Here is a 26,762-nt window from a genome sequence, read left to right on the forward strand (position 1 = left end):
ACCGATGACCTCAACCTTGGCAAGGTTGCGCTCTACCAACTGAGCTAGTATCGCAATCTGAAAACGTCTTTCTCCGTTCAGGGCTGCGAATTATAAGAGCATTTTTTTGTGATGCAAGTCCTTAATGCAAAATTACGAAACTTTTTACTCAACTGCTGTAAAAGCACACAGATTTGCAAAAAAAACGGCTCTTATGTCCCTGAAAAGTTAGATAAACGTGATCATTTTATTCGACTAGATGTTAATAATCGTTTTTCGGTAGTACTGCAGCTCGGCGATCGACTCTCGAATATCGTCTAACGCAAGGTGACTTCCCGACTTAGAAAAACCATCTAACACTTCAGGTTTCCAACGACGAGTCAGCTCTTTCAGAGTGCTTACGTCAACATAGCGGTAGTGGAAGTACTCTTCTAACTCTGGCATGTGCTTGTATAGGAAACGGCGGTCTTGACTAATGCTGTTGCCACAAATTGGTGACTTACCTTTTGGTACCCATTTTTCAAGAAACTCAATGGTTTGTTGGATGGCATCTTGCTCTGAAACCGTGCTTTCTTGAATTCGCTTCACAAGGCCGCTGCCAGTGTGCGTCGTTGTGCACCACTCGTCCATCTTGTCCAATTCACTCTGAGGTTGGTGAATAGCCAAAACAGGTCCTTCAGCCAGGATGTTAAGCTCACTATCAGTAACGATAGTAGCAATTTCAATGATTTTATGAGTTTCAGGATCAAGTCCTGTCATCTCTAGATCAACCCAAATAAGGTTCTGATCGCTAAAGGACATAAGGCGTCGCCTATTTGTTTATGTGTAAAAGAGGTACTATACCCAAATAACTATACTCAAACTAGCTTTAGGACCATCGAAATCACGTGGTACCAGCAACATCCTGTTTGAGTCCCCAATCATCAAGTTAGATGTGTTAAGTGAAAAATTGTGGCTAAAAAAAAGAAGTTAACCAAAGGTCAAGTACGTCGTGTACGTAGCAACCAGAACAAGCGACTCAAGAAAGAAGATTCTATCCAATGGGATGAGAACATGCTTGGCGGAACCAAAAGCGGACTCGTGATTACGCGCTTTGGCCAACATGCTGATATCGAAGATCTTGAAACTAACGAAGTTCATCGTTGTAACTTACGCCGTAGTATCGAGACTTTAGTTTCTGGTGACCGAGTGACTTGGCGCGCAGGCTTAGAATCAATGGCCGGTATTTCTGGCGTTGTGGAAGCGGTTGAGCCGAGAACTTCAATGCTGACTCGCCCTGATTACTACGATGGCCTAAAACCAGTAGCTGCGAACGTCGACCAAATGGTTATCGTATCGGCTGTGCTACCAGAGCTATCACTTAATATTATCGACCGTTACCTAATTGCTTCAGAAACGGTAAACATCGCGCCGCTTGTTGTACTGAACAAGGTCGATCTACTGACTGATGAGCAGATTGCTGAATACCGTGAAACACTTAAAGAGTACGAGAAGATCGGCTATAAAGTGATGTTCGTGAGTAAAGAGTCTGGCTACGGCATCAAAGAGCTGGAAGCTGAACTCAAAGACCGTATCAACATCTTTGTTGGTCAATCGGGTGTGGGTAAATCAAGCCTAGTGAATGCATTAATGCCTACGCTAGACATTGAAGAAGGCGAAGTCTCTGAGAACTCAGGTCTTGGTCAGCACACAACCACGGCAGCTCGTTTATACCACTTCCCTTCTGGTGGTGATCTGATTGATTCACCAGGAGTGCGTGAATTCGGCCTATGGCACCTAGAGGCCGACGAAATCACTGAAGCCTTTATCGAGTTCAAGCCTTACCTTGGCGGTTGTAAGTTCCGTGACTGTAAACACATTGATGACCCAGGCTGCATCCTGCGCGAAGCGGTAGAAAACGGAAAGATCAGTCGATTACGTTTCGACAACTACCACCGCATCATTGAAAGCATGGCGAGTAACAAAGATAACCGTCAGTATTCACGCAACAAAAAAGCCGATCTCTAATCGCGTTTTTGTGAACAAATGTGTGCATTTACTGACAATTGGCGCGAATTTAAGTAACATCTCGCGCCCTAAACCGTCATCGACAGATTTAATTGAAAAACAATTAGCATTGGAAAATTAATACAATGGATAAGATTAAAGTTGGATTGCAGTACTGGATTCCACAACATGGATTAACTCGCCTAGTCGGCAAACTTGCGTCTGCTAAAGCGGGCGGCTTAACGACAGCGATCATCAACTGGTTCATCAAGCAATACAAAGTGAACATGGATGAAGCTCTGCATAGCGATCCAAAACACTTTAAAACATTCAATGAATTCTTCGTGCGTGAATTGAAAGAAGGCATGCGTCCCATCGCCGAAGGTGAATCTGTTATTGTTCACCCTGCAGATGCACGTGTGAGCCAATTTGGCCCAATTACTGACGGTCAACTGATTCAAGCGAAAGGCCATAACTACTCAGCTCGCGAGCTATTGGGTGGTGATGCTGCGCTAGCGGATGAATTTAAAGACGGTGAATTCGCAACGCTTTACCTGTCTCCAAGTGATTACCACCGCGTGCACATGCCATGCGACGGCACACTGCGCCAGATGATCTACGTTCCAGGTGACCTTTTCTCAGTTAACCCGTTAACGGCAGAAAACGTTCCAAACCTATTCGCACGTAATGAGCGTGTCGTTTGTATCTTCGATACGGAATTTGGCCCAATGGCACAAGTGCTGGTTGGCGCAACGATCGTAGGTAGCATCGAGCAAGTATGGGCAGGTACCATCACCCCACCTCGTGGTAACTCGGTTTACAAATGGGATTACCCTGCACAAGGTGACAAAGCAATCATCTTGAAGAAAGGCGAAGAGATGGGCCGCTTTAAGCTTGGTTCAACCGTTATCAACCTGTTCGCTAAAGATGCGATCAAGTTTGACGACACTATGCAAAATGGCGAGAAAACGGTTCTTGGTACACCTTTCGCGCACATTGCTGGCAAAGAAGCGCAAGCAAATGACGATGTTGTTACCGATTCTGCTGAGAACACTGACCAAGCTTAAATGAGTTAACTCATTTAAGCTTTCAAGGCGCGTTACTTTTTCTATTTCAGAGAAGAACGCGCCTTTTTCTTAACTCTACCGATTCATTTGCTACTCAAGCTCTAACAACTCAATCTTTCAAACCCTGCCCAGCCACCTGCTGCTTCTCACTCTTGTCTCTAATTGCCCAGATAAAAGATTGACCAAAAACAAAACAACTGTCGAAACCTTAAACAACTTTTTGATTTTCCAACCCGTCTCCAAGTACCAGAAATCCAGATAACTTACTCTATTTGAAGATATTTTATTTATAGGGTCTTTGTACATGCCTAAACTCAATGTTGGCGTTCTGGTCAAGCTGTTGATTTGTTTTGCGATTCCCTTAGGCGTGTTATTCATGCCGATAGATTCAATACCAATCGATGATCTCACGCTGATTCAACACCGCCTGTTGGCGATATTCTTATTAGCAGCCCTGCTGTGGGTGCTTGAACCTGTTCCGGTATTCGCCACTTCCATTTTGATCATTGCGCTTGAACTGGTGATGATATCTGACAAAGGTTTACACCTATTTAGAAATCCACCAGCGGGGCACGATCTCGGTGAGTTAATCAAATATACCGACATCTTCGGTGCATTTTCATCACCAATCATCATCCTTTTCATGGGTGGCTTTGCTCTTGCGATATCCGCATCCAAGTACGAACTCGATAACAACCTAGCTCGAGTGCTTCTCAAACCATTTGGTACAGAGCCGCGCTTCATTATGCTCGGCTTAATGCTGATCACCGCCGTGTTCTCAATGTTCATGTCAAATACCGCAACGACGGTAATGATGCTTGCGCTGCTCGGCCCTATCGTGGCATCTGCACCAAAAGGCGATATGGGTATCAAAGCGCTCGTGTTGTGTATTCCAATTGCTGCCAATACTGGCGGTATCGCAACCCCAATCGGTACACCGCCCAATGCCATCGCGCTGCAATACCTAACGGGTGAAAATACCATCGACTTCCTCAGCTGGATGATGATGGGCTTACCCTTTGTGATCATCCAACTCACCATCGCTTGGTTTCTTCTACAAAAACTCTTCCCTTCTAAAGAAAGAAACATGGTGCTCAAGCTTGATGGACAATTTAGAAAGAGCTGGCGAGCGATTGTGGTTTACATCACCTTCGCTGCGACAATCTTATTGTGGATGACCACCAAACTGCACGGCATGAACACCTATGTCGTGTCTATCATTCCACTGGCTGTGTTTACGCTCACTGGCATCATGGGCAAAGAAGAACTCAAGCTGATTAACTGGGATGTGTTGTGGCTGGTCGCAGGTGGTATTGCGATTGGTATTGGCTTAGATAAAACAGGCTTAGCCGCTGCACTCGCACACGCAATTGACTATGAATCGCTGTCACCTGCAGCTGTGGTACTGACATTGTCTATCGTGTGTTGGTTAATGGCGAACTTCATGTCAAACACTGCGACGGCCAACTTGCTGATGCCGATAGCCGCTGCAATTGGTGCTTCCATGGAAAGCCTAGTTGCGATTGGTGGTCTGCAAGGCTTGCTGGTTGTGGTCGCCTTCTCTGCGTCACTTGGCATGATTCTGCCCGTATCGACACCACCAAACTCACTGGCCTACTCGACCGGGCTTATCGAAAGCAAAGACATGGCGAAGATGGGCATCATCTTAGGTATTGTGGGCTTGCTGATGGTTTACCTCGCCCTGTTTATCATCACCTAGCACGTTAATCCCTACTAATGCCCTTCCAGATAGTAATCACGTCTTTGCTATCTGGAAGGTTTAGTGCATATTGAATCCCCCACTTCTACATTTTGACACGGACGTACACTTCAATGGGATTCGAATGGTTGGCTCTTGCTGCCGCTTTTCTTTGGGCTATCGCGAGCCTGATGTCAGTAAAGCCTGCTCAACACTTAGGTTCTTTCGCCTATAGCCGTTGGCGCATGGGTTGCACTGCTATCATCTTATCGAGCATGGCTTGGTTTACTGGTGGCTGGTCAACGGTCGAAGCAGACCTAGTCACGCCGATGATGCTGTCTGGGCTAATTGGCATCTTCATTGGTGATACCGCCCTATTTGCTTGTTTGAACAGAATGGGACCGCGCCAAGCAGGTTTGCTGTTCTCTTGTCACGCCGTGTTCTCGGCAATTCTTGGTTACTTCCTATTTAGCGAAAGCATGACTTCGGTGGAGCTGATTGGATCGGCATTGGTATTTAGTGGTGTATTAACTGCGATATTCTTTGGTCGTCGAGGACAAGCCAACAACCAACTCGAAACCATCAAGGGCACCGTGTGGATTGGCGTTGCTCTTGGAATCACAGCTGCGATTTGCCAAGCACTGGGTGGCATCATCGCCAAACCCGTGATGCAAACCAGTATCGACCCAATTGCTGCCTCTGCCATTCGAATGATCACCGCCTTTGTTGCCCATTCCGCATTTCGCTTAACGGGCGCCAAGCTCTCACGCGCAATCAACCCAATGAATGGTCAAATATTTGCGATTACCGCAGTTAACGGGTTTTTAGCGATGGCGGTGGGAATGACGCTGATTTTGTATGCGCTGCAGGAAGGTAATGTCGGCATGGTCGCTCTGTTATCTTCAACCACGCCAATCATGTTGTTACCGATACTCTGGCTGTACACCAAGCAGAGACCGAACGCCTACGCTTGGATCGGGGCTATTGTTGCCGTATTGGGTACAGGTATTCTAGTAAGATAGTGGTACTGGGATTCAAGTCAGTTAGTCAAACAGTAAGTAAGACTAACTGAACAGAGAGCTAAGAGCGCGGGAACGGAAAAGCGGTCACGTCATCGATGTGGTCATAACCTAACGCCAGCATGATCAGACGATCAATACCTAAAGCAACACCCGCACAGTCTGGTAAGCCCGCTTTTAATGCCTCAATCAAGTGATGGTCAATCGGTTGAGGCGATAAGCCCATCTCAATACGTTTGGCATTGTCATCTTCAAAGCGCTTGAGCTGCTCTTGTGGTTTATCTAGCTCATGGAAGCCGTTTGCTAACTCGATGCCTTTGAAATACACCTCAAAGCGATCCGCCACTCGCGAATCCTCAGGATTAATCTTAGCCAATGCCGCTTGTGAAGCCGGAAAGTCATAAACAAACGCAGGGACTTGTTGGCCTATTTTGGCTTCAACCCCAATACTAAACAGCAACTGCAGCAAGGTATCACGATCTTCTTCAGGGTCAGCTATATCGCTGAGCCCAAGTTTTGCTGCGGCTTGCTTTAGCGTAGCCATCGAATCTTCCAGGGGACAAACACCTAACACGTCAATAAAGGCTTGTTGGTAAGTCATTCGCTCTGCTGAGCCCGATTTAAGTACCTGCTGTAACAGCAAATCCATTTCATCCATCAAGTCATGATGATCAAACCCAACACGATACCACTCCAACATAGTGAACTCAGGGTTGTGATAACGGCCATTTTCTTCGTTACGGAAAGACTTACAAATTTGGTAGATACAGCCACTGCCCGCCGCTAACAGTCGTTTCATATGAAACTCTGGGCTCGTCATAAAGAACAGTGGCTGGCCGTGCGCATAACCCGGCCCTACAAATTCAGTTTTGAACGTATGCAAATGCACATCCGTCACCGTGGCGTGACTCATCGCAGGCGTATCCACTTCCATCACGTTTCGCTCTGTAAAGAACTGGCGAATTTGATTAAGGATATCAGCACGTTGCTTTAACTGCTTAATGGTTGCGGCCGGTTGCCATGTAGAGTGCATTATTAAGTTCCATATCACTGAATTCTAGACGACGAAAATTACCACCTTTCGTCTCTTTTGTAAGCTTCTATCTGTCTATTGATGAAAGCAAAATGTTGTTTTAATGAAGCCAGAAAATTACGTTCTACAATACAATTATCAATGCAGCTTTCACATCAACATTGATAACGAAAATCATACTCAACAAGCCGTTAACACCCGTCCTGTGGGTTAATCGTTATCAACAATTCATTGCCGTGATTGCAGTCACATAACCTATAATTTCTATGCCTCCATATGCATTACCGACCTAAAAACCCAAATACATCAATTTTTGAAATGCCTTCCTCTCTTACACTGAACCTACCACTTAAGGCTTAGGGGTGCTAAATGGTTCCTACGATTTAGAACCTCCTAAATAAGCTTTTTATAATAACAAGCGGAATACTCCGCATCACACTGGAGAATAACTGTGAAGACAATTACCACAGATATCGCAGTCATCGGCGCAGGCGGCGCTGGTCTTCGTACAGCTATCGCTGCGGCTGAAGCTAATCCTGAATTGGAAGTAGCACTGATTTCTAAAGTTTACCCAATGCGTTCGCACACGGTAGCAGCAGAAGGCGGTTCAGCAGCAGTAATTAAAGACGAAGATAGCCTAGATAACCACTTCAACGATACTGTTGGCGGTGGCGACTGGCTATGTGAACAGGATGTTGTTGAATACTTTGTTGAAAACTCGACTCGCGAAATGATCCAAATGGAACAATGGGGCTGCCCATGGAGTCGTAAAGAAAACGGTGAAGTAAACGTACGCCGATTCGGCGGTATGAAAGTAGAAAGAACGTGGTTCGCAGCGGATAAAACCGGCTTCCACATGCTTCATACTCTGTTCCAGACTTCGATGAAGTACGACACAATCAAACGATTTGATGAGTACTTTGTGGTGGATTTGATCGTTGAAGATGGCGAAGTACAAGGCCTAATCGCGATTCATATGTCTGAAGGTGAGCTTGTTACGATTAAAGCGAAATCTGTTGTATTAGCAACCGGTGGCGCAGGTCGTGTTTACCACTGCAATACTAACGGCGGCATCGTAACTGGCGACGGTATGGCAATGGCTTATCGCCACGGTGTACCACTGCGTGATATGGAGTTCGTTCAATACCACCCAACAGGCCTACCGGGTACTGGCATCTTGATGACCGAAGGTTGTCGTGGTGAAGGCGGTATCATCGTCAACAAGAACGGCTACCGTTACCTACAAGATTACGGCATGGGCCCTGAAACTCCAGTGGGCGAGCCGAAAAACAAATACATGGAACTGGGTCCTCGTGACAAAGTTTCTCAAGCATTCTGGCACGAGCAGCAGAAAGGCAACACCATCAAGCACCCACTTGGTGATGTCGTACACCTTGACCTTCGCCACCTTGGTGAAGAGTACCTGCAAGAGCGTCTTCCGTTCATCTGTGAGCTTGCAAAAGCGTACGTAAACGTAGACCCAGCAAAAGAGCCAATCCCAATTCGCCCTACCGTTCACTACACCATGGGTGGTATTGAAACTAACGGTACGTGTGAGACTCGCATTAAAGGCCTATTCGCCGTTGGTGAATGTGCTTCAGTTGGCCTACACGGAGCAAACCGCCTAGGGTCTAACTCTCTGGCTGAGTTCGTGGTATTTGGCCGCGTAGCCGGTGAACAAGCCGTGAAACGTGCCGCTGAATTCAAAGGCTGGAACGAAGAAGCTATCACTAAGCAAATCAAAGCGGTTGAAGATCGCATCGCAGGCATCTTGGCTCAAGAAGGCGATGAGAACTGGGCTGACATCCGTACTGAAATGGGTCACACCATGGAAGCGGGTTGTGGTATCTACCGTCAAGAAGACTTGATGCAAGAAACCATCGACAAAATCACTGAACTGAAAGCGCGCTACAAGAAGATCAGCATTAAAGACAAAGGCAAAGTGTTCAACACTGACCTACTTTACGCTATCGAAGTGGGTTACGGCCTTGAAGTTGCAGAAGCGATGGTTCACTCAGCGATCCTTCGTAAAGAGTCTCGCGGTGCACACCAACGTCTAGACGACAACTGCACAGAACGTGATGACGTAAACTTCCTGAAACACTCTCTATCTTTCTACAACGAAGATGCAGCACCAACCATCGACTACAGCGGCGTTAAGATCACCAAATCTCAACCTAAAGCTCGTCTGTACGGTGAAGCTGCAGAGAAAGCCGCTGCCGCTGAAAAAGCAGCAGAAGAGAATGCTAAGAAGAGCGAAGAGGAGCAAGCATAATGTCAGCGAATCGAATCCAAAAAATTGAAATCCTGCGTTATGACCCTGAGCACGATGCAGAACCTCACTTTCAAACCTTTGAAGTTCCGTTTGATGAAACCATGTCAGTACTTGATGCGATCGGTTACATCAAAGACAACCTAGATAAAGACCTGTCTTACCGTTGGTCTTGTCGTATGGCGATTTGTGGTTCTTGCGGCATCATGGTTGATGGCGTGCCAAAACTGGCGTGTAAGAGCTTCTTACGTGACTACCCGAATGGCTTCAAGATTGAGCCTTTAGCTAACTTCCCAATCGAAAAAGATTTGATTGTCGACATGACGCCGTTCATCGAGCGCCTTGAAGCGATCAAGCCTTACATCATTGGTAACGACCGTAAGCCAGAAGACGGCACGAACATCCAAACTCCAGAGCAAATGGCGAAATACAAGCAGTTCGCTGGCTGCATCAACTGTGGTTTGTGTTACGCAGCATGTCCTCAGTTTGGTCTAAACCCTGAGTTCATCGGCCCTGCGGCACTTGCTCTTGCTCACCGCTACAACCTAGATAGCCGTGACAATGGTAAAGCCGAACGTATGAAGCTTATCAATGGCGACAATGGCGCTTGGGGCTGTACGTTTGTAGGTTACTGTTCTGACGTATGTCCGAAGAAAGTAGACCCAGCGGCTGCAGTAAACCAAGGTAAAGTTGAGTCTTCAATGGACTTCGTTATCTCGATGTTCAAGCCAGACGGATCGCAAGTAAAAACAGCAGAGGAGGCATAATATGAGCAATCGTAAGCCTTATGTTCGTGAGATGAAGAGAACGTGGTGGAGCAACCATCCGTTCTACCGCTTCTACATGCTACGTGAAGCGACTGTACTGCCTTTGATTCTATTCACTCTGTTCCTAACCTTCGGTTTGGGTGCACTAGTGAAAGGGCCTGAAGCTTGGGCTGGTTGGTTGAGCTTTATGGCTAACCCTATCGTCGTTGGTATCAACATCGTGGCACTGCTAGGCAGCTTGCTGCACGCTCAAACCTTCTTCAGCATGATGCCTCAAGTAATGCCAATCCGTCTTAAAGGCAAATTGGTTGATAAAAAAATCATCGTACTGACCCAGTGGGCAGCGGTGGCTTTTATTTCTTTAATCGTTCTTGTTGTGGTGTAAGGAGCTTTCGTTATGAACACAAATTACAAAGTAACACCTGTTAACCACAACCCACAACGCTCTGATGAGCCAATCTGGTGGGGCCTATTTGGCGCTGGCGGTACTTGGTTTGCGATGATCACACCAATCACGGTTCTAGTGTTAGGTATCTTAGTGCCAATGGGCATTATCGATGCGGACGCAATGAGCTACGAGCGTGTGTCTGAATTCGCCACCAGCATTATCGGTGCGCTATTCATCATCGGTACGCTAGCACTGCCAATGTGGCATGCAATGCACCGTCTTCACCACGGCATGCACGACCTTAAGTTCCACGTCGGCGTTGCGGGTAAAGTTGGCTGCTACTTCGTTGCAGGCCTAATCAGCGCGTTGTCTGTTATTTTCATCTTTATGATCTAAAAGCAGATACGGGATTCGAGTAATCGAGTATCGAAGAGCTTAAGAGCAGAAAAACGAAAGCAGAGCTAGGTTATCCAGCTCTGCTTTTTTGTTATTTGTTGAATATCTTATCTCTCTGACTCGGCTCTGATCTTCCTGCTTTTCGTATCTCGCATCTCGTTCACACATATCTGCTCTTCCAGCTCTTCGTATCTCGCATCCCGCATCCCGCATCCCGCATCTCGTTTACGCGAATCTGATCTTGGGATACAAAAAAAGGCCGCCTAAGCGACCTTTTTCAGATACTTGAAGTCAATTACTTCACACGACCAACGTATTCGCCAGTACGAGTATCAACTTTAACAACTTCACCGATTGCGATGAATAGAGGTACGCGAACTACCGCGCCTGTTGCTAGAGTTGCAGGCTTACCGCCAGTACCTTGTGTGTCGCCTTTAAGGCCAGGATCGGTTTCTGTTACTGCGATCTCAACAAAGTTTGGTGGAGTTACTGTGATAGGGTTATCATTCCACAACGTTAGAGTACATACGTCGTTTTCAACTAACCATTTAGAAGTCTCGCCTACTGCTTTTGCATCAGCAGCGATTTGCTCGAATGTTTCGTTGTTCATGAAGTGGTAGAATTCGCCATCGCTGTATAGGTAGCCTAGTTCAACGTCTACAACGTCCGCTAGTTCTACTGTATCGCCTGACTTAAATGTTTTCTCTAACACTTTGCCTGACAGCAGTTTACGAAGTTTAACACGGTTAAACGCTTGGCCTTTACCTGGCTTAACGTATTCATTTTCGATAATTGAGCAAGGCTCGTTATCCATCATGAATTTTAAACCGCCTTTGAATTCATTGGTGCTTACTGACGCCATGATTTTCTCTTCCACATCTTTGAGTTAATTTCAATGCCGCATATCATAACCCGAAAAGTCGAATCTGTTGAGCAAAACTGGCTCAAACAACTATCGAATGCGATCTCTGACCCGACAAAACTGCTTGAGGCATTGGAAATAGACCCAACACCATGGCAAGCAGGCTTCGCTGCTCGTGAGTTATTTGCACTTCGGGTACCTCTTAGCTTTGTCGAACGAATGGAAAAAGGCAACCCACACGATCCATTGCTACGACAGGTTTTACCGCTAAGCGAAGAGTTTGAGGTACACCAAGGCTATTCCGCCGATCCTTTGGAAGAACAAGAAAATGCAATTCCGGGCTTACTGCACAAATACAAGAACCGTGCACTGATGATTGTGAAAGGCGGTTGTGCGATTAACTGCCGCTACTGCTTCCGTCGTCACTTCCCTTACCAAGATAACAAGGGCTCGAAGTCTGTTTGGCAAACCAGCCTAGACTATGTGGCTGCTCACCCAGAGATCAACGAAGTTATCTTGTCCGGTGGCGACCCGTTGATGGCCAAAGACAGCGAACTAGAATGGCTAATTCATGCTATCGCACAAATTCCGCATGTAAAAACCGTTCGAATTCATAGCCGATTACCGGTTGTAATCCCAGCTCGAGTGACGGATGAACTGTGCCAATTGTTAGCTCAAACTCGCCTTAATGTGGTGATGGTGAGTCATATTAACCATGCCAACGAAATTAACTTAGAGCTCAAACAAGCTTTCCACAAGCTTAAGTTAAGTGGTGCTACTCTGCTCAACCAAGGCGTGATGCTTAAAGGCGTAAACAACAGCGCTAACTCATTGAAAGAATTAAGCGAAAAGCTATTCGACGCCGGTATTTTACCTTACTATATGCATGTACTTGATAAGGTTCAGGGCGCAGCGCACTTCTATATTTCAGATGAAGAGGCGAAGCATCACTTTAAAGGATTAATCTCTGAGGTTTCTGGCTACCTAGTACCTAAGTTAACCCGTGAGATTGGCGGACGCAGCAGCAAGACACCGCTCGACCTACACATTGAATAGAGAAGTTGTATCAATGAAACACAATACCTCAGTTGCTCCACCAGCAACCACATCTCAACCAGCGCTTAGGTTCAGCTCAAGAGGTTTCACCATCATCGAGCTGGTCGTGGTGATCGTGATTCTAGGTATTGTGTCGGTCACTGCAGCTTCTAAGTTCCTCAACCTTCAAACCGATGCTCGTATCTCGACATTAAACGGCCTTAAAGGCGGAATGGAGGGCGCAAGTGCTATGCTTTATGGTAAGACATCAGCATTGGGCTTAGATAAAGCAGCTAGCGCATCGATTAATGTTGAGGGTGACAATATCTCAGTGGTCTATGGCTATCCTGCAGCGATGAACGATCAAACTTGGTCAATGCTTATCGAATCCACGTTCTTGGATGCGGTTTGGGATACGGGCAGAGCTGACTGGTTCTTTACCAACACTGACGCGAACGATGGCATTATTCTTTATGCGCCTTCGAGCCGAAAAAAACAGGCTGATAACTGCTACCTTGAGTACCAAGAAGCGACAGAGACCACGACACCAGCCTTCACCTTAACAACAAGCGGCTGCTAGGTTTTAAGTAATCTTTATCAATCGTTAAGACAAAAAGTTTTTGTTCGATCGTCCGGTCTATTATTAGCATACTCGGCTCTATTCTAAATTTTTAGGAGAGGTGATATGTCACAATTTATAGAACAAACTCTCAACCTTGCCCCCTTTAGCTGGGCAGGCCTCGCTGCATGCATGCTGTGTGGTTCTTTAATCGGAATCGAAAGGCAAACACGCGGTAAACCCGTCGGAATCCGAACGTCGATTCTGATCATCAGTGGTACCTATTTCTTCCTCACCATGGCGATCAGCCTATCCCCCAACACACTCGATCAAGCTCGTGTGCTTGGTCAGATAATTACGGGTGTTGGATTTCTTGGGGCTGGTGTAATGATGACACTGGATGGCAAGATTCATGGCGTGACTTCAGCCGCAATTATCTGGGTACTCGCAGCATTAGGTATGATGATCGCACTAGGGCATCTTTCCCAATCGGTCATTATCACGCTAATGGCGCTAGTGATTCTGCTTGGTGTCGATAAAGTGGAAAACAGCTTCCAAAGCTTACGTCGTGGCGTTCACCAAAAGTGGATGCGAAAAGGTCGCGTGAAGAAATAGCGCAGCACTTGATAGCCTTAGTGGTAATGCCAATGATACAAAGAAGCCTAGTCAAACGACTAGGCTTCGCATTATTTTGGGAGAACTTAATACACCTGAATGCACACCTGATTCTTACCCGCAGCCTTTGCCTTATAGAGCTGCTCATCAGACGAACGAATACTCTGGTTTTCCCACAAGTGCCCTACGCTGTCGAACTTATACAAAGAGTAAAGCGTCGCGCCACCAGACACTGAGATACTAATCTTGTCACCCGTAGGGCATCGATAACTCTGTAGGCTAATGTCGTTTTGAATTCGCTCAAAGATCGATGAAAGCAACTCAGACGATTCACCCGTAATCGCGACAACAAACTCTTCGCCACCAAATCGAGCCACGATATCTTGCTGTCTAACGCTGTTCAGCATCAACCGAGCAACATGGCAAATCACCTCGTCCCCCACTTTATGGCCATGCTGATCATTAACGACTTTGAAATCATCGATATCAAACACGCCAACACCAATAATCGGCTCTTCATCTTGCGCCAGTAATCGAGCCTCAAAACCACGTCGATTCAGCAAGCCCGTTAATGGGTCGCGCATTGCTAGCTCATTTAAACGCTGGTGCTCTTGTCTTGTATAGAAGCGCCATAGCCATAAAACCGAGAGCAGATACAAAACCAACAGTATCGAAAGCTGAATCTTCTCCATCTCCAATACATGCAGAAAGTGCTCGCTCTTATCTTCTTCAATACTCAGATATAGCTGGGTGTTAATGTCATCAACATACAGAGGCTTGGAATACGTAAAATCCATAAACCCGTATTTGTTTGCGCCTCGAGTACTTGTGACTTTATAGCCATGGGTAGGGTTCGATACTAGGTTCGAGACATAACCATCGACACCCAATACCCCTTTAAACTCACCATTAACGTAGATTCCTTTGGTTAAGGTCACCACTTTCTGACCTGTCAGGTAGTCATCATATTGGCCGGTATACACCACTTGGTCTTGCCCTTGAGCTAAGCCAAAGCGAATCGTGTTCACCCAATAAGGCCTGCTATTCACAACCGAATCAAAGGTGTCGCCCTTAATGTAACTGGCAAAATCAGAAGGCGAAGAGATAATGAATTTCTCTTTTGAAATGAAATAAATCGCAGAGATGGTATCAATGGTATTGGCAAAATAAGCCATGGTCGGCGCGATGAACAGGCGCTTACCCGCTTCGGTATAAAGGTCCGATTCCGGGTTGCACATCTCGCGAGGGCCAGAGAACATAAAATCAAAACGAGGGGCATGTTGCTCCTCACTGGTGAAGTAACACGTCTCACCCTCGATCTTTTTGTCATGCGAGAATACGTAGGTATCCCCATGCAGTGGATAAAGCGCAGTGATGTTGTACTCAAGCGCATTTATGATCTGTGTGAGCTCCGCTAAAGAGCGTGTCACGCCTTGGTTTTCTATTCCATACTGTTTATCTGATTCTTCCGCTGAATCAACGAGCAACAAGCTCAAAACTACTAAAAAACTGGCGGTCAGGCCTAAGAAAGCCTTTTTAAAATCGACGGTATGGTGGTTAATCAAAGCATATAAATCATCATTAGGAATTTATCGCACATTGTACTCATAAGTAAAAATACTGCAATAGAAAATATAAAACAATATGCTTATCTATTTTGGAGGGGCGTTTGGATATCTATAAGAAAATGTTGAGTTGCAATAACGCCTAAGTCAGATGCACTTAGGCGTTATGAATCACTATAGTAACACTAAGCCTTACTTAGCAAAGTTTACAATCGGGAAGCACGGGAAGAAACCGTTGTCAGCACAGTTGATCAGACCAACTTGTACGCCTTCGATTTTGTTGGTTTTGTTGAAGATACCAACCTGAACCGTAGACACTTCTGAAAGGTTCGCAGCGCCAACATCAACCATAGTGTTACCTTCTGAGTAGTTGACGAAACTCACGTTCGCGCCTTTCACATCATTAGTAATGTTCACAGCACCAAGGTTAACACCCGTTGTTTTACCCGTGTTCCAGTTGAAGAAACCTAGAGATGCACCGGTCATTTCTTGGTTCACTTTTGATGCACCCAAAATACCCAGGTTCACACCTGTGGTCGTTTGCGTCTCAGACATACCAACAACAGCAAGATCAAGACCTTTAAGGTCGTTCACTTGTCCGTGAAGTAAAGCCAAGCGCACACCGCCAACAGCATCTGAGTCAGGTGCGTTGAAGCCATTGATCGTTGAAAACATAACAGGCGAAGAGGCAAATGCCGCCGGTGCCATTACTGCTGCAGACACAGCAAGTACTGAAAGTAGTTTTTTCATTGGGGAGTCTCCACTGACTTATTGTTCACTTGATTAATCCATTTTTAATCAAGCATTTATTGTCCTTTATTCAACAGCTACCCATGTTAAATCAATGTAATAACTGTACTGTTGAATATAAGCCGCTAAATCATAAAGAGCAATGGTTAAGAGCAGATGCGGGATTCGAGTGAACGAGATGCGAAAAGCAAAAAAAACAGAGACCGAAACCTCCGCTCTAACGCTTATTATTCCAAACAAAAATCTAGGCGAGAAAATCAACATGTTTCACAAGCTTATAGCCCACACACTTATTGCCGCATCTAAAGCGATGTCATCCTAAAAAATTTATTGATAAAAGCTCAACAGACCTCAGGTATTCAAAAACTAATGTTCGTAAAATTCTGAAAATAAACTAAATTCTAATATAGGAATAGAACGATATGAAACAGTGGGAATAGCATGATTAAGGAACCTACGAATAAACAGACCATTAAAGCGATTATTTCGCGTGGTTTTTTGGCTATCGTGTTATTTTTAGGCCTCTATATCTATGTTAGCCATGCTCTGAAGAACAAAGAGCAGGACATGATTAATCTCCAGCTCAGTCTTTCTGAAGCTTATAGCGTTATGCTCTCTGTCAGACGACAAGAGCAGCAGTTTGTTTCCACAAGGCAACCAGAGATTCAAGAACAACTCAATATAAAGCGAAGTCAGCTGATCGAAAAGCTGGCTGAGATCGATGGGAAAATCGTACGAAGCGACCTCAATATTTCTTTTAATTATGCCAAAGTTGTCGAGTATCTCGACGAGTACCACACCGCCTTTACATTATTAGCCCTTGAGTTAGTCAGCATACATGGCAAGAGGGACCAAATTGGGCTCATTGAGAAACTAAAAAATGCAGCGTTGACACTTGAGCGCTTCGTACATGAATCCAATAATGTGCAGCTTGAAGAATTGACTTTAGAAACACAAGATCTCATGTATCAGTTCTTTACCGATTTTGATCAGACAACATTAGATAAGATTGTCGATTCATTGTTCAAAATCCAAGATGAAATAGAACAGAATTCCCGAACGATCAGTGCATTAGCTTCGTTTAATAATTTTAAACGCCACTTTTGGCGATTGCAGCGAGGGTTAAAGAGTGTCGGGTACAGCTCTGATAGCGGCCTCAAAGGAGAACTCACCAACAGTATTTATCATGTTGAAGATGAGCTCAACTTACTTTTCACCGAAACACCCAAGCAGATCGCAGAGAGCCTGACGCAGATAAAGTCGTACAGCTACTTATCGACAGCCGCATTAGGAGGGGTGACGTTACTGGTGCTGCTTTATGTTGTGTGGCGTGCCAGTCAACTTGAAACTCAATTGATTGTTTCACAAGAGAAAGCACGACAAGCAAACCGCGCAAAAAGTGCCTTTCTTGCCAATATGTCTCATGAGATACGGACACCGCTTAATGGCGTGATTGGTATGTCAGAAATACTGGCAGAAACCAAACTATCCGCAGAACAGAAAGACTGCCTTGGGACTATCTATACCTCTTCTCAAACCTTACTTATGTTGATCAACGATGTTCTCGATCTGTCCAAAATTGAATCGGGTAAACTGGAAATTAATCCACATACGACAGACTTAAGAGAGCTGCTGTTTGATAGCGTGACTCTGATTTCTTCTAAAGCTTATCAAAAGCAGATTAAGTTGGAAGTTGAAATTGATGGCGAGCTCCCAGAGTACATTCATGTTGATGGGAATAAGATTCGCCAAGTGTTGATGAATTTAGCCTCAAATGCGATCAAATTTACAGAACAAGGCTCTATCGTATTCACCGCTAAACGGCTTCCATCATTGGAAACAGAGTGTGTGGTCGAGTTTTCTGTTCGAGATACAGGTATTGGTATCGCAGCAGACCAACAAGAGCACATTTTCAAAGCGTTTTGCCAAGAAGATACCAACATCACCTCCAATATTGCGGGGACCGGATTAGGGCTTAGTATTTCGTCACGTATGGTGGAAATGATGGGAGGCTCGATAAACGTTGAGTCAGAGAAGGACGTGGGCAGTTGCTTTCATTTCCAATTAACCGTAGTGCCATCAGATCATTCTGAACATAAAAATCGTAAACAAACCGTTGTCTATTATTCAGATGCGCCATCGAAACTTTTACTCGATGACTTGTTCCGCCTTGGTTACTCACCACAACTAAAATCAATCGAAACAAACTTGGCGGCAACTGACCTCCCAGAGATCGCTTTGATGGAAGATATTAACCAAGCCAAAACACTGCATCGCTTAGCACCAGAGGTGAAAATCATCATAGTGAAAGATAATCTTAGTGATCCTATGAGTGAGTGTCATTTTATCTCAGGCTATGTGACTCTTCCTATGCTCGGTTCCCGCTTAAGTAGCATGTTGAACTCCGTGCTTGAAAGGTCACAGCCACAACCCCCTCAACATCAACCTGAGCCGATAGAAGCGACTGTACGTCAAAAAGTCCTCGTAGTTGAAGATAACCGCGTAAACCAGAAGGTGGTATGTATCAATTTAGATAAGTTAGGGATTGAATATTGGGTTGCCAATGATGGACAAGAAGCGATTGATTTATATAAAGGGCATCATCAAGACATCGGCCTTATCTTGATGGACTGCATGATGCCGAATGTAGATGGCTTTGAGGCAACAGAGCGAATCAGGCGCTATGAAGAAAACCTGCAACTTCAGGCAACACATATCCTCGCTTTAACGGCATCCGTGCTCGATGATGATATTAAACGTTGCTTCGAGTGTGGAATGAACGATTATCTTCCAAAACCATTTAAGCGTGACATGATGCTGCAAAAAATTGATGAACAACAGTTTACGCACAAGGCAGGCTGACCAAGGAGCTTTGGAAAAAAGGGTGATGGTGAAGCTGAAATACAGATACGGGATGCGAATAAATAAGGCTTAAGAGCAAAAAAACGGAGACCGAAGTCTCCGTTTTCTAAAGCTTATGTGTGACTTTCTCTGCTATAGAGAAAGGAGGATGATTACATCATGCCGCCCATACCGCCCATGCCACCCATATCAGGCATTGCAGGGCCAGAATCTTGTGGCTTATCAGTGATCATCGCTTCTGTTGTGATCATAAGACCAGCAACTGACGCTGCGAACTGAAGTGCAGAGCGAGTTACCTTAGTTGGATCTAGGATACCCATTGCAATCATGTCGCCGTATTCGCCAGTCGCCGCGTTGTAACCGTAGTTACCTTCGCCAGCACGAACGTTGTTAGCAACAACAGATTCTTCATCACCTGCGTTCTTCGTGATTTGACGGATAGGCGCTTCCATTGCACGTAGTGCAACACGGATACCGACGTTTTGCTCTTCGTTGTCGCCTTCAAGGCCAGCAACTTTAGATGCAGCGCGGATAAGTGCAACACCACCACCAGCAACCACACCCTCTTCAACGGCAGCGCGAGTTGCGTGAAGTGCATCTTCAACGCGGTCTTTCTTCTCTTTCATCTCAACTTCAGTTGCAGCGCCTACTTTGATTACTGCAACACCGCCAGCTAGCTTAGCTACGCGCTCTTGAAGTTTCTCTTTGTCGTAGTCAGACGTTGCATCTTCGATTTGTTGACGGATTTGAGAAACACGACCTTGGATCATTGTTTCTTCGCCCGCGCCATCGATGATGGTTGAGTTTTCTTTAGTGATAGTTACACGCTTAGCTTGACCTAGGTCTTCTAGCGTTACTTTCTCTAGGTCTAGGCCGATCTCTTCAGAGATAACCGTACCGCCAGTTAGGATAGCGATGTCTTGCAGCATAGACTTACGACGGTCACCGAAACCAGGCGCTTTAACAGCAGCCACTTTAACGATGCCACGCATGTTGTTCACAACTAGAGTTGCAAGCGCTTCGCCTTCTACATCTTCAGCGATGATAAGAAGTGGACGAGATGCCTTAGCAACTGCTTCTAGAGTCGGAAGAAGTTCACGGATGTTCGAAACTTTCTTGTCGATAAGAAGAATGAATGGGCTTTCTAGATCAACAGAACCCGCTTCTTGGTTGTTGATGAAGTAAGGAGATAGGTAACCACGGTCGAACTGCATACCTTCAACTACGTCTAGCTCGTCTTGTAGAGCCTGACCTTCTTCAACCGTGATTACGCCATCACGACCTACTTTTTCCATCGCTTCAGCAATGATGTTACCTACTGTCGAATCAGAGTTCGCAGAGATAGTACCTACTTGCGCGATAGCTTTTGTATCTGCGCATGGAACAGAAAGGCCTTTTAGCTCTTCAACTGCAGCGATAACTGCTTTGTCGATACCGCGCTTAAGATCCATTGGATTCATGCCAGCAGCAACGGCTTTTAAGCCTTCAGTGATGATTGCTTGAGCAAGAACTGTTGCTGTAGTCGTACCGTCGCCCGCCGCGTCATTCGCTTGCGAAGCCACTTCTTTAACCATTTGCGCGCCCATGTTTTGGAACTTGTCTTCAAGTTCGATTTCACGTGCAACAGAAACACCATCTTTAGTGATTGTTGGTGCGCCAAATGATTTGTCTAGAACAACGTTACGGCCTTTAGGACCTAGCGTTACTTTTACCGCGTCAGCCAGAACATTTACACCTTCTAGCATTTTAATACGTGCGTCGTTACCAAATTTAACGTCTTTAGCAGCCATCTTTATTTCCTTTAAATTCTTTATTCAGTCAGTTCAGTTTTATGGGTCGGATTACTCAACGATCGCCATGATGTCGTTTTCAGACATGATCAGAACTTCTTTGCCGTCGATTTTTTCAGACTTAGTGCCGTAGCCTTCAGCAAAGATAACAGTGTCGCCAACTTTAACGTCCAATGGTTGTACTGAACCGTTTTCTAGAATGCGGCCTTTGCCAACAGCTAGAATTGTACCGCGAGTTGATTTTTCAGCGGCAGAACCAGTTAGAACGATGCCACCAGCAGATTTAGATTCAACTTCTTGGCGCTCAACGATAACTCGGTCGTGTAGAGGACGGATATTCATCGGTCGTATCTCCTGATAATTTCCATTTAATTTGATAGTTGCCACGATTGGCATGGGGTTAAAGAGTATGTTGGGGCGATGTAGAAGAACCCAAGGGGTGGAAGGGACTTTTTGTGAGGAAACTCAAACAACAAGGAGTGACAAAAGAAAAATGGCTAGTGATAACACTAGCCATTAGAAACTTAGTCTTCTTTTCTAAACGCAAATCGTATTAGCACTATCGCAACACCTAGCATTCCACCTAACAATGTCCCTAGGACGACAATCAAAGCTCGTTTAGGTTTATCACGAGTTATCGGTTGCTCAACATTATCTAAATAACGGAACGTTTGAAATTTTACTGTACGATCAATGTCAAGGTTATTGAGCATATCTAACTTTGCGTTAATCTGTTGTAAACGAGGTTCAATAACACTTAAGTTTTTCACTGATTCTAAAGCACTAACTTTTGCATCTAAACCTTTAGAACCTAGTTCAATACTAAACAGTTCACTTTCGCTGCCTGTTTGGATAGGTCGGTCGACCCCAGCAGATTTGGCAATTTGGGCTGCATATTTTGTTCGCTCAGTTTCAACTAACAACTTATTACTTGCCTGACTTTCTAAAATCCTTTTTTGTTGAATCAACTCATTACGCTTGCCATTCACTACCGCTCGTAAGTTATTGAACGCATCTTCATTAACTTTTAACTCTGTCATCAAAACATAAGCTGTTAACAAGTCAAAACTACTTTCCTTCGACGTTGTTTGGAAGCTAATAGTATATGGTGAATTAGTACCCTTTTTATCGACTTTAGAAGCAGAAACTCTATCAAACCATTCAGCATATAAGGCTCTAATTTCATCAGTTGTCATATCAGAACTACCAACAGCAGAACTTTTAAATTCTTGGAACTCAGCATTATGCTCTAAGAAATATCTCTTATTATTCGTTGAATTAAAGGTATTCACAAAGCGTTGGAACAAAATCTCAGAATCAACCAAACTATCCAGACCTCTACTGACAAGGACTGTGCCATCCTCTTGATAGATATTGAAAATAGGTTGAAACTGCCTCACTTGTTGCTGATATCCAGCTAAATCTTGAGGCTGGGCCTCTGTAATCTTGGCACTAGAAGACCACCATTCTTGAGCTAACAAAGCAAACCCAATACTACTAGCAGTGAATAAAGCCGTCACCAATATAACTATTAATTTACCGTCCCACAGTGCCTTAAAAAGCTCTCTCAGGTCAACCTCATCATTAGTTGTGTAGAGCGGTGGATTTTGCGGGGAGTACGGCTGTGGTTGTGTCTGCTGCTTCACTGTAAATCTCTCAAAACATCTAAATTATTGACGGCAGAATGCTATCACACCGCATGCTGTTAGTATTGTACGATTTGTAAACTTTATGAAAGTGATCTTCAGAGAGATGACAATTCACTGTATTCTACCGCTACTATTCTAGTTCAATTGGCGTTTTACATGCAAGATAAGCACGGGCTATTAACCGCCCCTATTGAGAGTACATTACGTACCATGACCATACCGACCATATTCGGTATGGTGGCGATCTTGATGTTTAACCTAGTCGATACCTTCTTTATTTCATTGCTGGGTACACAAGCTCTTGCTGCCGTAAGCTTTACCTTCCCAGTCACCTTCGCCATCAACTGCATCACAATGGGTATAGGCATTGGCTTGTCGACATGTATTGGAAGATTATTGGGGCAAGGTTGCGCGCAAAATGCGGCTCGCTTTACCTGTCACGGTTTATTGCTTGCAATGCTTCTTGTAGGTTTTGCATCAACACTGGGGCTAGTAACGCTAGAGCCTATGTTTACACTGTTGGGAGCAGAACCTGAGTTACTGCCACTGATATCCGAATACATGACAGTCTGGTATTTAGCCATTCCGCTGCTTGTTATTCCAATGGCAGGTAATAGCGCGATACGAGCCAGTGGCGATACCAAAACACCGGCCAAGATCATGATGTTGGCAGGCCTAATTAACGGCATTCTCGACCCGCTGCTGATCTTCGGTTACGGGCCTTTCCCTGAGCTAGGGATTCAAGGCGCCGCGATTGCCAGTGGCTTCAGTTGGTTTGGTGCGTTATGTGGATCACTGTATGTGTTAACCATACGAGAAAAGCTACTTGCTCCGCCTAAGCTAAAAAACATCATCGATGACTGGAAACAGATCTTAACCATTGGTACACCAGCAGCTCTTTCCAACGCACTCAATCCACTTGCTGGGGCTATTATCATGATGATGTTAGCTAAACAAGGAACCGAAGCCGTCGCGGCTTACGGAGCTGCCCAGCGTATTGAATCGATTTTGATCATCGTGTTGATGTCTCTGACCTCGGCACTTACGCCTTTTATGGCGCAGAACTTTGGCGCAAACAACCCTCAACGCAGCTTTAAGGCACTGTTTCTCAGTATGCGTTTTGCTGTGATGTTCCAAGGTTTGATTTTCTTAATGATGGTGCCGCTAAGCATTCCTTTAGCCGCCCTGTTCTCTCAAGAAGAATCGGTACGAGGCATCTTGTGGCATTACTTGTTAGTCGTCCCATTTAGCTACGGATTCCAAGGCATTGTGATGATGCTGATCAGCGCGATGAATGCGATGCATCAGCCACTCAAAGCCTTTCAATGGAGCTTCATGCGTCTGTTTGTATTCACCTTGCCGTTTGCTTGGGTAGGTAGCCAAATCGATGGCGTCGAAGGGCTGTTTATCAGCTTAGCCTTGGGGAACATCATGGGTGGTATTTCGGGGTATTGCTTTGCACTTCGTGTTAGGGGTAAAGCAGATACGGGATGCGAGTAACCGAGATGCGAAAAGATATAAGAGCAGATGAGAGATTCGGGTAACCGGGATGAGAAAAGATGTAAGAGCAGTTGAGAGATTCGAAGAGCTTGAGAGCAGAAAAAGACTAAAAAAAGGAAGATGACATGGAAGACACCACTTACAAAATGCTTTATGACGCACCAATTGGCAAGATGATCATTGTGAGTAATGGTGTGTCGCTTATTGAAATTGACCATGTAAATCATGAAGAGCTAATGATTAGCAATCCAGATGACCTTTGCCAACTGGCAGCGAAACAGTTAGATGAGTACTTCGCAGGTCAACGAATAGAATTCGATTTGCCATTAAGAGCGATAAAAGGCACTGACTTTCAAAAAGTAGCTTGGCAGGCTTTAACAACCATTCCTTATGGCGAAACCATCAGTTACGGTGAACAAGCGAAAATAATGGATAACCCAAAAGCAGTAAGAGCTGTGGGTGGTGCAAATGGCAAGAACCCATTTAGTATTGTTGTTCCCTGCCATAGAGTCATCGGCGCGAATGGAACATTAACTGGCTACACCGGTGGTATGAACCGTAAAGAGTGGTTACTCGATTTTGAGCGTTCAGTTTTGAAAGCAAGATGAGAGTAGCGAGTGACGAGATGCGAAAAGCACGTCACTCGCCCCCGAACCTGCACCTTATCATTACGCCATTCCCTACAGCAAGGTACGAGCGTGATAGGGAATCTCTTTGAAAGTACGGAGTGTGACACATCAACGTGGCATGAGATTCCAGATATTTCGTTCCTCAATTCTGGAATGACAGTCTAGAGCAGATGAGAGTAACGAGATTCGAGATTCGAGATGCGAAAATATGCAACGGCTCTAACTCTGTTCGTGACCCGCTTCCTCGCATCATGCCCCGCCCTTAAACTCTTCGAATCCCGTTTACTCGCATCCCGCATCTATACTCAAATTCCAGATACAAAAAAACGGCCACACTCGCGTGCAGCCGTTCTAGTATTCGATGAAAGTTAAAAACTATTTAACGATCACGTCACCTGACATCTCAGCCGGGATTGTGATACCAGATAGAGAAAGCATCGTTGGTGCTAGGTCAGACAGCTTGCCGCCCTCTTTGAACTCAACGTCTTTGCTACCTACATAGATAAGTGGAACAGGTAGGTTAGTGTGCGCCGTGTGGATGCCGCCCGTTTCTGGGTTTACCATCATTTCCGCGTTACCGTGGTCCGCTGTGATTAGCAGTTGGCCGTCCGCTTCTTTGATTGCTTCAACCACTTTACCAAGACATTCGTCTAGCGACTCTACGGCTTTAACTGCTGCATCGTAAACGCCAGTGTGGCCAACCATGTCACAGTTAGGGAAGTTACAAACGATCGCGTCGTATTTACCACCTTTGATTGCTGCAACTAGCTTTTCAGTTAGCTCTGGTGCGCTCATTTCTGGCTGTAGGTCGTAAGTTGCTACTTTTGGAGAAGCAACAAGTTGACGCTCTTCGCCTTCAAACTCGTCTTCGATACCACCATTGAAGAAGAACGTCACGTGCGCGTATTTCTCTGTTTCAGAGATACGTAGCTGCGTTTTACCTTCTTTCGATAGCCACTCACCGTATGTGTTCTCTAGAGAAGCCGGTGGGAATGCACATAGAAGCGGGATGTCTGCTGCGTATTGAGTCAGCATCACGAAATCGATCGCTGGGAATACGTTACGAGCAAAACCATCGAAATCAGGAACGAACGCACGTGTGATTTCACGAGCACGGTCGGCACGGTAGTTCATGAAGATAACCGCATCGCCATCAACGATAGCGGCAGACTCTTCGCCTTCTGCTTTGATTTCAGTCGCTTTTACAAACTCATCGTTTTCATCACGAGCGTAAGCCGCTTCTAGGCCAGCAACCGCTGTATCAAACGTGAATTCTGCTTTTGCTTGAGTCAGCAGGTCGTAAGACTCTTGAACGCGATCCCAGTTGTTATCACGGTCCATTGCGTAGTAACGACCAATAAGCGAAGCCACACGGCCTTTACCTAGCTTAGCGAACAACGCTTGGAAGCGTGCCAGTGTGTTTTCTGCGCTACGTGGCGGCGTATCACGGCCGTCTAGGAATGCGTGTAGGTAGATTTTCTCTGCGCCACGTTCTGCTGCCATTTCAACAGCTGCGTAGATGTGATCTTCATGAGAGTGAACGCCACCTGGAGACATAAGGCCCATGATGTGAACCGCTTTCTCAGCTTTCACCGCTTTATCGATAGCGTTCACTAGCGTTTCAGTTTGGCCGAACTCACCATCTGAAATTGACTTAGTAATACGAGTAAGATCTTGGTATACCACGCGACCCGCACCAATGTTGGTGTGACCCACTTCAGAGTTACCCATTTGGCCATGAGGTAGGCCTACATCTAAGCCAGAAGCCGAGATTAGCGTGTTAGGTTGGTTAGCAATAAGACCGTCTAAAACTGGAGTCTTAGCGTTCGCGATAGCGTTGTCTTGGTTGTCTTCACGGTAACCGTAACCGTCAAGGATCACTAGAGCCATTGGCTTCTTAGCTGACATAGGACTGACCTCGTTCAATTCAAAATAAATCGGTATAAAAACAAATTAGCGTAATTTTACTACAGTTTACAGTCAAAACTGTAGTGGAAGATCAAGAAAGAGGAACAGTGAGGTAACAATAGTTGAAAAAAATCTTCTTTTGATAAGTAGCTATAGAATTTACTTAATCGACAAATATCTTACGAAAGTAATTACTAACATCATTTTGGGTATTGAATAATACTAACCAATAAAATAACCTACCACTGAATCTCGTTTGCTACAATGAACAACGGGAACCACAATAATAACAAAACAACTCCAAATAGCCTTCAATAAGAAATCCCATTTGAGAGGAGGACTGCCCTATCCTAACAATATCGTTGGGCATCACTCACCCAGGGCGGGATCGCACTTTGTTAACAAATATGATCTAATAGTGCTAAATCCACA

Annotated in this window: 23 protein-coding genes; 14 read left to right on the forward strand and 9 right to left on the reverse strand. The window is 45.2% G+C overall.

What is annotated here, in order from left to right; all coding sequences use genetic code 11:
* Positions 1 to 234: 234 nt before the first annotated feature.
* Positions 235 to 780, reverse strand: a complete 546-nt coding sequence (gene orn, locus ACED46_RS17660) for an oligoribonuclease (RefSeq protein ID WP_371722027.1) — start codon at positions 778 to 780, stop codon at positions 235 to 237.
* Positions 781 to 930: 150 nt separating this feature from the next.
* Here orn and rsgA point away from each other — a divergent pair, with 150 nt between their 5' ends.
* From rsgA to ACED46_RS17680, 4 genes are all read left to right on the forward strand, one after another.
* Positions 931 to 1,986, forward strand: coding sequence for a small ribosomal subunit biogenesis GTPase RsgA (rsgA, locus tag ACED46_RS17665; protein WP_017061306.1), 1,056 nt, complete (start codon positions 931 to 933; stop codon positions 1,984 to 1,986).
* A 125-nt stretch (positions 1,987 to 2,111) separates the two neighbouring features.
* On the forward strand, positions 2,112 to 3,032 hold the full coding sequence (gene asd, locus ACED46_RS17670; protein ID WP_017063172.1) for an archaetidylserine decarboxylase: 921 nt from the start codon (positions 2,112 to 2,114) through the stop codon (positions 3,030 to 3,032).
* Positions 3,033 to 3,336: 304 nt separating this feature from the next.
* Positions 3,337 to 4,752 (forward strand): DASS family sodium-coupled anion symporter, encoded by a 1,416-nt coding sequence (locus tag ACED46_RS17675; protein WP_017061303.1) that lies wholly within the window; start codon positions 3,337 to 3,339, stop codon positions 4,750 to 4,752.
* Between the two features lie 113 nt (positions 4,753 to 4,865).
* Positions 4,866 to 5,753 (forward strand): DMT family transporter, encoded by an 888-nt coding sequence (locus ACED46_RS17680; protein WP_371722028.1) that lies wholly within the window; start codon positions 4,866 to 4,868, stop codon positions 5,751 to 5,753.
* A 58-nt stretch (positions 5,754 to 5,811) separates the two neighbouring features.
* Here ACED46_RS17680 and epmA read toward each other — a convergent pair whose 3' ends face one another.
* Positions 5,812 to 6,783 (reverse strand): elongation factor P--(R)-beta-lysine ligase, encoded by a 972-nt coding sequence (gene epmA, locus ACED46_RS17685; protein WP_371722029.1) that lies wholly within the window; start codon positions 6,781 to 6,783, stop codon positions 5,812 to 5,814.
* Positions 6,784 to 7,234: 451 nt separating this feature from the next.
* On the opposite strand from epmA, the gene frdA reads away from it, so the two are divergent.
* The 4 genes from frdA to frdD are packed head-to-tail and all read left to right on the forward strand — an operon-like array spanning position 7,235 to position 10,606.
* Positions 7,235 to 9,058 carry a fumarate reductase (quinol) flavoprotein subunit gene (gene frdA, locus ACED46_RS17690; protein ID WP_004733344.1) on the forward strand — a complete coding sequence of 608 codons (1,824 nt, stop codon included), beginning with the start codon at positions 7,235 to 7,237 and terminating at the stop codon, positions 9,056 to 9,058.
* The gene (locus tag ACED46_RS17695) at positions 9,058 to 9,822 is read left to right on the forward strand and encodes a succinate dehydrogenase/fumarate reductase iron-sulfur subunit (protein WP_009847917.1); all 765 of its coding nucleotides are present in this window, start codon (positions 9,058 to 9,060) and stop codon (positions 9,820 to 9,822) included. The genes frdA and ACED46_RS17695 overlap by 1 nt, the downstream gene beginning before the upstream one ends.
* A gap of 1 nt (position 9,823) precedes the next feature.
* Positions 9,824 to 10,207 (forward strand): fumarate reductase subunit FrdC, encoded by a 384-nt coding sequence (gene frdC, locus ACED46_RS17700; protein WP_017061300.1) that lies wholly within the window; start codon positions 9,824 to 9,826, stop codon positions 10,205 to 10,207.
* Between the two features lie 12 nt (positions 10,208 to 10,219).
* A complete protein-coding gene (gene frdD / locus ACED46_RS17705) occupies positions 10,220 to 10,606 on the forward strand; it encodes a fumarate reductase subunit FrdD (RefSeq protein ID WP_371722030.1) in 387 nt (128 codons plus the stop codon).
* Between the two features lie 295 nt (positions 10,607 to 10,901).
* Here the strand turns inward: frdD and efp are convergent, their stop codons facing one another.
* Complete coding sequence (efp, locus tag ACED46_RS17710; RefSeq protein ID WP_017067165.1) at positions 10,902 to 11,468, reverse strand: elongation factor P; 567 nt, start codon at positions 11,466 to 11,468, stop codon at positions 10,902 to 10,904.
* 33 nt (positions 11,469 to 11,501) lie between these two features.
* Between efp and epmB the strand changes: the two genes are divergently transcribed.
* The 3 genes from epmB (at position 11,502) to ACED46_RS17725 (ending at position 13,677) form a co-directional block, all read left to right on the forward strand.
* Positions 11,502 to 12,524: an EF-P beta-lysylation protein EpmB gene (epmB, locus tag ACED46_RS17715; RefSeq protein ID WP_371722031.1), complete on the forward strand. Its 1,023-nt coding sequence runs from the start codon at positions 11,502 to 11,504 to the stop codon at positions 12,522 to 12,524.
* 13 nt (positions 12,525 to 12,537) lie between these two features.
* Complete coding sequence (locus tag ACED46_RS17720; RefSeq protein ID WP_371722032.1) at positions 12,538 to 13,083, forward strand: prepilin-type N-terminal cleavage/methylation domain-containing protein; 546 nt, start codon at positions 12,538 to 12,540, stop codon at positions 13,081 to 13,083.
* 105 nt (positions 13,084 to 13,188) lie between these two features.
* Entirely contained in the window at positions 13,189 to 13,677 is a 489-nt protein-coding gene (locus ACED46_RS17725; RefSeq protein WP_004733333.1) for an MgtC/SapB family protein, read from the forward strand.
* A gap of 86 nt (positions 13,678 to 13,763) precedes the next feature.
* Here the strand turns inward: ACED46_RS17725 and ACED46_RS17730 are convergent, their stop codons facing one another.
* A complete protein-coding gene (locus tag ACED46_RS17730) occupies positions 13,764 to 15,242 on the reverse strand; it encodes a diguanylate cyclase (protein WP_371722033.1) in 1,479 nt (492 codons plus the stop codon).
* Positions 15,243 to 15,434: 192 nt separating this feature from the next.
* Positions 15,435 to 15,992 carry a VC2662 family protein gene (locus ACED46_RS17735; RefSeq protein ID WP_017061293.1) on the reverse strand — a complete coding sequence of 186 codons (558 nt, stop codon included), beginning with the start codon at positions 15,990 to 15,992 and terminating at the stop codon, positions 15,435 to 15,437.
* Between the two features lie 441 nt (positions 15,993 to 16,433).
* On the opposite strand from ACED46_RS17735, the gene ACED46_RS17740 reads away from it, so the two are divergent.
* Positions 16,434 to 18,854 carry an ATP-binding protein gene (locus ACED46_RS17740; protein ID WP_371722034.1) on the forward strand — a complete coding sequence of 807 codons (2,421 nt, stop codon included), beginning with the start codon at positions 16,434 to 16,436 and terminating at the stop codon, positions 18,852 to 18,854.
* A gap of 152 nt (positions 18,855 to 19,006) precedes the next feature.
* Here ACED46_RS17740 and groL read toward each other — a convergent pair whose 3' ends face one another.
* From groL to ACED46_RS17755, 3 genes are all read right to left on the reverse strand, one after another.
* Positions 19,007 to 20,644, reverse strand: coding sequence for a chaperonin GroEL (groL, locus tag ACED46_RS17745; protein WP_371722035.1), 1,638 nt, complete (start codon positions 20,642 to 20,644; stop codon positions 19,007 to 19,009).
* A 51-nt stretch (positions 20,645 to 20,695) separates the two neighbouring features.
* Positions 20,696 to 20,986 (reverse strand): co-chaperone GroES, encoded by a 291-nt coding sequence (locus tag ACED46_RS17750; RefSeq protein WP_017061289.1) that lies wholly within the window; start codon positions 20,984 to 20,986, stop codon positions 20,696 to 20,698.
* Between the two features lie 182 nt (positions 20,987 to 21,168).
* Positions 21,169 to 22,290, reverse strand: coding sequence for an LPS O-antigen chain length determinant protein WzzB (locus tag ACED46_RS17755; RefSeq protein WP_371722037.1), 1,122 nt, complete (start codon positions 22,288 to 22,290; stop codon positions 21,169 to 21,171).
* Between the two features lie 159 nt (positions 22,291 to 22,449).
* On the opposite strand from ACED46_RS17755, the gene ACED46_RS17760 reads away from it, so the two are divergent.
* Together ACED46_RS17760 and ACED46_RS17765 are read left to right on the forward strand one after the other, a co-directional pair.
* Complete coding sequence (locus tag ACED46_RS17760; protein WP_371722038.1) at positions 22,450 to 23,793, forward strand: MATE family efflux transporter; 1,344 nt, start codon at positions 22,450 to 22,452, stop codon at positions 23,791 to 23,793.
* A 125-nt stretch (positions 23,794 to 23,918) separates the two neighbouring features.
* Positions 23,919 to 24,401 (forward strand): methylated-DNA--[protein]-cysteine S-methyltransferase, encoded by a 483-nt coding sequence (locus ACED46_RS17765; protein ID WP_371722039.1) that lies wholly within the window; start codon positions 23,919 to 23,921, stop codon positions 24,399 to 24,401.
* A gap of 396 nt (positions 24,402 to 24,797) precedes the next feature.
* On the opposite strand, the gene gpmM is transcribed toward ACED46_RS17765, so the two are convergent.
* On the reverse strand, positions 24,798 to 26,330 hold the full coding sequence (gpmM, locus tag ACED46_RS17770; protein WP_371722040.1) for a 2,3-bisphosphoglycerate-independent phosphoglycerate mutase: 1,533 nt from the start codon (positions 26,328 to 26,330) through the stop codon (positions 24,798 to 24,800).
* Between the last annotated feature and the right edge of the window lie 432 nt (positions 26,331 to 26,762).

Source organism: Vibrio sp. 1S139 (genome assembly GCF_041439475.1).
GTDB lineage: Bacteria > Pseudomonadota > Gammaproteobacteria > Enterobacterales > Vibrionaceae > Vibrio > Vibrio crassostreae_C.